Origin of the sequence: Kitasatospora sp. NPDC004669 (assembly GCF_040609455.1) — a bacterium.
GTDB lineage: Bacteria > Actinomycetota > Actinomycetes > Streptomycetales > Streptomycetaceae > Kitasatospora.
Genome location: NZ_JBEXKB010000157.1, coordinates 1 through 7,874 on the forward strand (window position 1 = coordinate 1; position 7,874 = coordinate 7,874).

Sequence of the window (7,874 nt, forward strand, 5' to 3'; positions counted from 1 at the left end):
AAGATGAGCGTGAAGGCGACCACCGACGCAGTGGCCCGGACCCGCGGACAGCAGCCGTCCACCCTCGCTGCGCCGGGCGACGCCAAGTTCAACGATGCCGGGTGGACCGCGCTTCGGCAGGCGGCCTGAGACGTCGTCCGGGGAGTCTGCTCCGCTGACGCCGCCCGGGCTGTAGGGCCGGCGCGGACCGGGTGGAACTGCTGAGGACGCCGGTTGCACCGCGGAAGGGGAGGTTCATACCGGAATGCGTTGAACGGGTACCAGGAGAGCCGAACGGTCGGCGGCGCGAACGGGGTTCGGTCGAAGACCCGGAGGGCAGGTCCTTGTCGCCTGACTCGGTCTTTCCGCTCGGAAGCGTCCTTGTCCGTCCGCCCGGTGGCGGGCGGACAAGGACGGGGTGTCAGATAGCTGCAGCTGCTTGGTCCAGGGGTTCCAGGCGGTGGTGCCGGCGGTGTACCAGGCGTGGTAGACCTGCTGGTCGTCACCGACGGCATCATGATCTGTCGTGCTGCTGTGTCTCGCCTACCTCGCCGCGACCAACACCTTCGCGCTGCTGCGACTCCTGCCGATGAGCAACAGAGAGAAGGACATCGAGATCCTGCGGGCCGCGCATGCGCACAGCGTCCGGACCGCCTCCCTTGCCCTGGCGGCTCGGCGCATGTCCGGGCCGTCGCGGATCCGGGGCGACCGGGAGCCGCGTCCGGTCGACTCGTGCGCCCAGCCCGGCGGTGCCACAGCATCCAGATGCCGAAGGGGCCGGCGCCGTTGTCGGCGGCAATCGAGACGTTCGCCGTGTGCCGGGGCCGCTCACAGACCAGGGCTGATGTTGCCCGAGGCTCATACCCGCCGGCACCGGGTCGGTAGCATCATCCGGCTACTGACAGCGATCCGACGACACGGGGGAGCGGACGCAGTGACGACCAGCCAGGACCACGCAGGAATGACATCGCTGCGGGCCGGGGATCCACTCGACGTTGCGGGCTACCCGCTGCTGCGCCGGATCGGCGAGGGCGGCATGGGGACCGTCTTCCTGTCCCGGACGCGCGGCGGCCAGCCGATCGCCGTCAAGGTGATCCGTGAGGAGTTCGCCCGGGACGCGGAGTTCCGGCACCGGTTCCAGCAGGAGGTCCGCGCGGCCCGTACCGTGCAGGGCTACCACGTGGTGCCCGTGGTCGACCACGACACCGGCAGCACCACGCCCTGGCTGGCCTGCCGGTACGTCCCCGGCCCGGCACTGGACCAGGTTCTGGCCCGATTCGGCCCGCTGCCGCCGCTCAACGCGCTTCAGGTGGTCGGCTGCGTCGCCGAGGCGTTGCGCGCGGTGCACGCGGCCGGCATCGTCCACCGGGACCTGAAGCCCAGCAATGTCCTGCTCGCCACGGACGGCCCGTGGGTCATCGACTTCGGCATCGCCAGGGCCGGGGACCGTACCCAGCTGACCGCCACCGGCAGCATGATCGGCACGCCCCAGTACATGTCGCCCGAGCAGGCCATCGGCGACCCGGTGACCCCCGCAACCGACGTCTTCGCCCTCGGCCTGATCGCCGCCGTCGCGGCCACCGGGCGGCACCCCTACGGGGACGGCGGCGCGATCACCCTCGCCACGCGCATCGCCAACACCGAGCTCCGCCCTCCGGACCTGTCCGGCTACCCGGCCGAGGTGCGCAGGCTGCTCGACCGCTGCCTCGTCGCGGACCCGGCGGCCCGGGCCACTCCCGAGGAACTGGCCGCCCTGTGCGACCGGCTCCTACCGCGCCCGCTGCGCGCCTTCGACGGTTGGCTGCCCTCGCCCCTGGCCCAGGAGGTCGGACGCTGTGAGACGGCCGTCCGCCAGGTCTTGGCCGAAGACGCGCTGGCCGACGGCCCCGCGGCGACTATGGAGGCTGCGGAGACGTACACGCCGACCTACGTCCCCACTGTCCACGCCGCCCCGGCCCCTCCCGAGCTGTCGGTGCCCGCCCCGACCGTGGTCCAGCCGTTGGCGTCCGTGCCGACCGTCTCCCGGCCGTCGGCCCCCGCCTCGGCCCCCGCCTCGGCCCCCGCCTCGGCCCCCGTCCCGCCGCCCTACCCTCCGCAGGCACACGCCCAGCAGTCCTACCCGTCACAGCCCCATGCTCCTCAGGCCCCTTCTCCGCGAAAGCCACCGATCCTGGCGCCGAGGAGGATGCGGAGCCTGCTGGTCTTGCTCCTGTGCCTTTGCATCGCCTACGTCTCACTCAAGTCCCTGGACCACTCCGGCACCGGAACGTCTGCTACGGGCAAGCCGTCGAGTGGTTTGGCGACGGCCACCCCGAGCACCGCACGCGTCAGGTACGGTCCGGTCGACGTCACCGTCGAGTCCACCGCGGCCGATCATGTCGACCTGGACGCCGACTCGCCGGTCGTCGGCTCTGGCCCGGGCGATCTGGCGGTCGTGTGGACCGACAACATCCCCGGCCTGGTGGTCGAGGACTCGCGCATGACCCTGGGGAAGCTGCCCGGCACAGGCGCCGACCCGACTGCCGAGCAGTGCGCTGTCGAGGCCAAACGGGCCTACAGCAACCGTGCCTGGTCCCTGGCTTCGGGCGACCGGTTCTGCTACCAGACCCGAGGCGGCCGTACGGTCCTCCTGAAGATCAAGACCCTCCCCTCCGGCATCGGGAGGTTCCAGTTCACCGCCACAGCCTGGGACACGTCGCGCTGAGGGGGTGCACGCCGGTTGGACGTGGCTGCCGGGCGGCGGCGACTTGGCGCCCTTGGCCTCGGCAGCCTTGCGGGTGGCGTCAGCCAGTGCTTCGGGCACATGACGATGCCCCTGCCGTCGACCGAGAGCACCAGCAACGTCCCGGCCGTGCACGCCTCCAGTAGCCTGACACGATAGAACGCCTCGACGTCGGTGGCGGCCCGCACAGTGAGCTGTTCGATCTGCCGTTTGCCGATCCCGGTGCCGCAGCCGCGCTCGATCGCGGCCTGCGTGTCGTCGACGCTGCCGCGCACCGCCTCCGTAACGACTTCAGGGGTGGGATGGTCCTCATGGATGTTCTGCAGCGACGTGGGGATGTTCAGCGGGGCAGGCGAATCGATCCTGTGGTGCAGGCGGCTCGGGGACGTAATCTGTGCCCTTGTCGAAGTCAGCTCGCGGCTGACCGTGACCGCTCCACCAGTGACAATCCCGCCACGCCGTCCAGAGCGGGCGACTTGATCAGGCAGACGGCGGCAGACTGACGGCACATCGAAGCACCGGTGGTTCAGGGCGACTTGGCAAGGTCACCCCGTTCAACCGGCGCTTCCTTGCGTTCGTGACGGTCCCGCCCCGGACCCCTCGCGCCGCCGTGACCTCGAATCGCACGATCGACCCAGCCGGCGGATCGTCAATCGGGTGCCTGCGTGGACGCCTGCGGTTATGGAAGGTCTCGATGAACGCGAAGACCTCCGCGCGGGCGGTGGCGCGGTCTGGTCGGACCCGGGTGACGGTTGAATTCCAGACGTCGGCCTCCGAGCCCCGGCCCGCCATCGGGCCTCCATCTCGGGACCGACGGTCACCTGCCATACTCGGCACAATGATCACCGGTTGCTCACATGAGAGATTAGGGGCAAGAACATGTCACGGACCCAACTCCACCAGCGACGCGCCGTTACCGGGCTCATGGTCGGCGCGATGCTGATATCCCTCGCCGGCTGCGGATCACCGAGTACTGCGAAGAGCGCCGCCGCACCTGGGTCCGGGATCTCGACGTCCGCGGGCGCGGCGACGACTGACGCGGCAACACCCGCAGCAGCGGGCACCGCCGCCAGCCCGCCGGCGAAGACCGGCAAGGGCAGCGCCGACGTGACTCTCAGCGGTGTGGAGTCCGGTTCCATCAAGGCCGCCGACACCACCTGCACCGTCGTCAACGGCGAGCTGGAGTCCTTCCACGCACCGTCGGACCAGAACACCAGCGGCCCGAGCATCGCCGGCGTCCGCGGGGACACCGGCTGGATGATGCCCGTCAGCACCGCCGCCCACAGCGGCGGCTACGCGAATGCCAACGCGACCGGCATCAAGGCAACGAAGACCGGCGACACCTGGACGGTCACGCTGACCGGCACCGAGGTGGGCGCCGCCTACGACCCCGGCCAGACAGGCACGCTCACGCTCAACGGAACGATTGTCTGCGGCGAGGTCATCAGCGCCGGCTGACAGACACGGCCACGCTCAGCGATATCGTGGAGTGACAAGCTCACCAAGACGCGACAACAGGCCGATCGCCGTCTCGCTTCCGTGCCCGACGTGCTCCGGATGTGCCCGACCCGCCTGGTCGGACGGTACCGTGCCGGGCTGGGCGGCGCTGGCCGGCACCGCGCGTGTGGAGTGGGCGGAGGGCCCTCCTTCCGGCCTGCCGCTGGGAACGAGTGAGCCGTTCCTCAGACCCGACTCGCTGCCGCTGCTCGGCGAGGAGCGGGTGGTCAGGATTCGCGGGCCCTTCTTCACCGACGGCCGGGTGCCGTTCCGGGCGCTGTTCGCACCCGCTCTCGCGGCACTCAACGGGCTGGACGAGCATCCGGAGCTGATACGGAAGTGCGGGATGACCGCTTGCACGCCCCTCACCGTGCTCGCTCAGGGAAACGGGTGCGCCTGGCTGCGCGTCAGGGTGGAGGAGGTCACGAAGCTGGTCGAGGCCGCCCCGATGGTGGACCGCCCGCCGATGGACCGGTCCAGCCTCCTCGCCCTTCCTGCGGCGACCGAAGCCGAGTTCCACACCGGCGTGACCGTGCTCGCCGAGCTCATCCACAAGCTCAAGGTCCCGGGCAAGAACCCGTCGCACCCCCTCGGCAGGCTCGAACAGCACCTGGCCGCCCGGCTGCCGGCCATCGACCAGGACGTCGTCCGTGAAGCCGTGCACACCCTGGACCGGCAGCGGCTGGCGGGATGGGCCCGCCAGCCGCTGGTGAGTTGACCTCTGACGGGAGACCTTGACCGTTTGCCATTCGATCTTGACCGGTGGGGAGGCGATGGGAGTTGCTGCGCGAGCACACGGCGATGCCCTGCTGGCGGACGGTCCCGCCGGGTCCGGGTCCGGGTCCGGGGCTGTGGCCGGAAAACCCTGCAGGTCGGAGCGGTGGATGTGCCAGGATCGCCTGCTATGGAGAACTGGGACGAACTGACCGTCACCGAGCAGGTGTTGGTCCGCCGTGCTGTCGCCGGCACCAGTCTGCGCGGCAGCGCGCAGCACATCACGGCCGTGCTGCGCTGGGCGGGCTCGCCCGAGGTGCCCAGGCGGCGCAATGCGTCGCCCGCGGAAGAGTTGGAGCGCGTGCCGGAGCTGACGGCGGCGGCGCTCCGGTTGGTCGCACACGGGTGGTTGACGGTGCAGCGGGCCTTGAGCACCCGCTTCGTCCAGGAGGATGGTCCGGTGGTGACGGGCCCGGAGCTGGAGCGGGTGGTCGCCGACCCGGCGACGTGGCTGATGCCGTCGGGCGGCGGGGCCGACCTGCCGCCCCTCTCGCTGCGGGCCGCCGTCGAGGGGCGCCGCCGTTGGGAGGCCCGGGCGTATGCTCCGGACGCCCGGGCCACCATCCATCAGCTGGATCTGACGGAGGACGAGGACCGGGTCCGGGTGTGTGCCATGGAGGCGAGCGGCTGGCTGACCGGACCGTTCGGGATCCTCGCCGATCTGCCGTCCGGGCTGGAGGGCGAGGCGCTGCGGGCGTACGTGGCTGCGGACCTCGCCCCGCTGCTCCGGTTCGTTCGCGAGGGCATGATTGAGGTGCTGCACGTCGCGGAGCCGGGCGCCGAGGGCACTGTCATCCCGCTGGAGGACTTGTCGGGTGCCTTCAGCGACCGGAAGTTGCGCTGCGACGACCGCGACGACTGGGGTGTCGGGTTCACCTGCATCCTGACCCAGTCGCTGGCGAACGCGCTCCGCTAGCGTCCTGAGCCGGAGACTCGGCAGAGGCTCAGGGAGGACATCGACGTCGAGCGGGCAAAGTCACTTGGCAATCGGTCCAGGTCGGCTGTCAGGGCCATCACCCTGACCTGGCTGTTCGTCGCCGGCCAGCGTAGTGACGAGATCGCCCGGCTGCGGGTCGGCTGCATCCGCTGGCAGCACGAGGGGATGCCCATCCCCGGCGACTCCGGTGAGATCCTCGCCCGCGACGCGGTCTGCCTGCTGGACGTCCCCACCCACAAGACAGGCACCGCCTTCACCAGACCCGTCGACCCGCTCCTGGGCAAGGCCATCGAGACATAGCAGGCCGTCAGGCCCACCCAGCGCGCGATGCTCGACCCCAAGACCGGCGAGTTGGCCCAGTTCCTGTTCGCCCACCGAGCCCGCCGGGTCGCCAAGCACTACGTCAACACGGCGATCATTCCGATGCTCTGCGCAAGGCCGGCGTCCCCACCGCGGACGTCCGCGGCAACATCACCAGCCACCGGGCCCGGTTCACCATCGCCAGCAAGCTCTACAACGCCAAGGAACCCATGACCCTCTTCGAACTACAGGAATGGCTCGGCCACCGAACTCCCGAAGCGACCGCCCACTACGCGAAGATCACCCCGAATACCCTGGACAGGGCCTACAACGATGCCGGCTTGTTCTCCCGCAACGTCCGCACGATCGAGGTCCTGGTCGACCGCGACGCCGTCACCTCCGGGGCCGCGGCCACCGGTGAACCATGGCAGTACTACGATCTCGGTCACGGGCTGTGCTCCTACTCGTTCTTCGAACAGTGCCAGCACCGGATGGCCTGCGCCCACTGCGATTTCTACACCCCCAAGGAATCGACGAAAGCCCAACTCGTCGAAGCCAAGGCCAACTTGCAGCGCATGCTTGTGAGCATTCCGCTCACCGAAGAGGAACGCGCCGCCGGCGACGACGGCCAGAGCACCCTCGATCGCCTGCTCGAGCGCCTCGCCGAGATGGCCACCCCAGCTGACCCGACCCCGAGCGAGCTCCGCGCCGAACCTGGCCGCCTCCTGCCCCCGACTGTCCGATCACCACCTGACTTCACCAACCGAAAGTGCTGCTGACATGCGACCCGCCCTCTTCACCATCGACCTCCCCGGCCCGGGACGACTGAGCACCATGGCCAGACCCCGCGGCAACGACTGGCTCGAAGACGAGATGGCCGCGCTGAAGAACTGCGGCGTCGACGTCCTGGTCTGCGCGCTCACCGGCCCCGAACTCGACGAACTCGGCCTCGCAGACGAACCCCGGACAGCCGCAGCAGCCGGGCTGCAGTTCGTCGCGATACCCATCCCCGACCGCACCGTCCCCGACCGCACCACGATCCTGCCTACCCTGCACGGACTGGCCGAACGGCTACACAACGGCGCACACGTCGTCACCCACTGCCGAGCCGGCATCGGACGCTCATCCCTCCTCGCGGCCGCACTCCTCATCCTCAACGGCGTCGATCCTGACACCTCCTGGAACCAGATCGAACGAGCTCGTGGGCTTGCCGTCCCAGACACCGCTGAGCAGCGAGAGTGGACGATAGAACTGCTCAAAGTTGACAAGTCAGGACCTACCAAATCTCCGACCACCACGGCGCCGGCATCCTTGCCCTCGACGGCACCACGCTCACCGAGCCCCGGCGCCCGGCAGACCCGTTCGGCAACCCCCGCGTAACCCAGCCCCCGCCTGGGCCGGCGACCGCCGCGCCGTCCAGCAGGCCTGGGCCGCAGTCGGCGCCGCGTGATCACCCAGGCCTGTCGAAACGTCGAAGGCCGTCCGGGACATCTGTCCCGGACAACCCGGGACGGGCCACTCTGGGAGTCGTCGCTGGATCCGGTCAGGGTGGAGGGGTGATTGCATCCAATGAAGTTCCACCCTGCGCTCGGACACTCTCCGTCTACGCCGCGAGGGTGTGACCTTGCTGGTGTCGCTGGCGGATCTCGAGTGGTGTGAGGTATC

The 7,874-nt window shown here is 69.8% G+C and carries 7 protein-coding genes; all 7 read left to right on the forward strand.

Annotated features, from left to right (window positions below):
- Positions 1 to 913: 913 nt before the first annotated feature.
- Entirely contained in the window at positions 914 to 2,683 is a 1,770-nt protein-coding gene (locus ABZW30_RS46065; RefSeq protein ID WP_355677325.1) for a serine/threonine-protein kinase, read from the forward strand.
- Between the two features lie 954 nt (positions 2,684 to 3,637).
- Complete coding sequence (locus tag ABZW30_RS46070) at positions 3,638 to 4,159, forward strand: hypothetical protein (RefSeq protein WP_355677326.1); 522 nt, start codon at positions 3,638 to 3,640, stop codon at positions 4,157 to 4,159.
- A gap of 130 nt (positions 4,160 to 4,289) precedes the next feature.
- On the forward strand, positions 4,290 to 4,916 hold the full coding sequence (locus ABZW30_RS46075) for a hypothetical protein (RefSeq protein WP_355677327.1): 627 nt from the start codon (positions 4,290 to 4,292) through the stop codon (positions 4,914 to 4,916).
- 186 nt (positions 4,917 to 5,102) lie between these two features.
- The gene (locus ABZW30_RS46080) at positions 5,103 to 5,888 is read left to right on the forward strand and encodes a hypothetical protein (RefSeq protein WP_355677328.1); all 786 of its coding nucleotides are present in this window, start codon (positions 5,103 to 5,105) and stop codon (positions 5,886 to 5,888) included.
- A gap of 186 nt (positions 5,889 to 6,074) precedes the next feature.
- The gene (locus ABZW30_RS46085; protein WP_355677329.1) at positions 6,075 to 6,209 is read left to right on the forward strand and encodes a hypothetical protein; all 135 of its coding nucleotides are present in this window, start codon (positions 6,075 to 6,077) and stop codon (positions 6,207 to 6,209) included.
- A gap of 230 nt (positions 6,210 to 6,439) precedes the next feature.
- Positions 6,440 to 6,988 carry a hypothetical protein gene (locus ABZW30_RS46090; RefSeq protein WP_355677330.1) on the forward strand — a complete coding sequence of 183 codons (549 nt, stop codon included), beginning with the start codon at positions 6,440 to 6,442 and terminating at the stop codon, positions 6,986 to 6,988.
- Position 6,989: 1 nt separating this feature from the next.
- Positions 6,990 to 7,589, forward strand: a complete 600-nt coding sequence (locus tag ABZW30_RS46095; protein WP_355677331.1) for a tyrosine protein phosphatase — start codon at positions 6,990 to 6,992, stop codon at positions 7,587 to 7,589.
- The last annotated feature ends 285 nt before the right edge of the window (positions 7,590 to 7,874 follow it).